Source organism: Rothia sp. HMSC071F11, from assembly GCF_001809115.1.
GTDB classification, from domain to species: Bacteria; Actinomycetota; Actinomycetes; order Actinomycetales; family Micrococcaceae; genus Rothia; species Rothia dentocariosa.
The window spans coordinates 25,874-26,088 of record NZ_KV795760.1; the positions used below are offsets into that span (position 1 = coordinate 25,874).

General features: G+C 56.7%; 1 protein-coding gene. It reads right to left on the minus strand.

The window, feature by feature from the left end:
• Nucleotides 1-215: PEP/pyruvate-binding domain-containing protein (locus HMPREF2554_RS11800; protein ID WP_305793971.1), on the minus strand; the 215-nt coding region annotated here is incomplete at both ends.

The window sequence follows — 215 nt, forward strand, 5'->3', positions numbered from 1 at the left end:
TGCAGGTCCGTGTCCCGAGTCGGTGTTCGACAGATTCGATAAAGATGTAATCGGTCGAGTCTGCAAGAGGTAGAGCTCATCGCCGCATATACCCCACTCGATATCTTGGGGTGCGTTGTAATAGGCGGATACCTGCCGCCCGAGAGCGTGAAGTCGTCGAAGATCGGAGTCTGACAGGCACGAAGCCGCGCGATCATTCGGTGGAACCGGGCTTC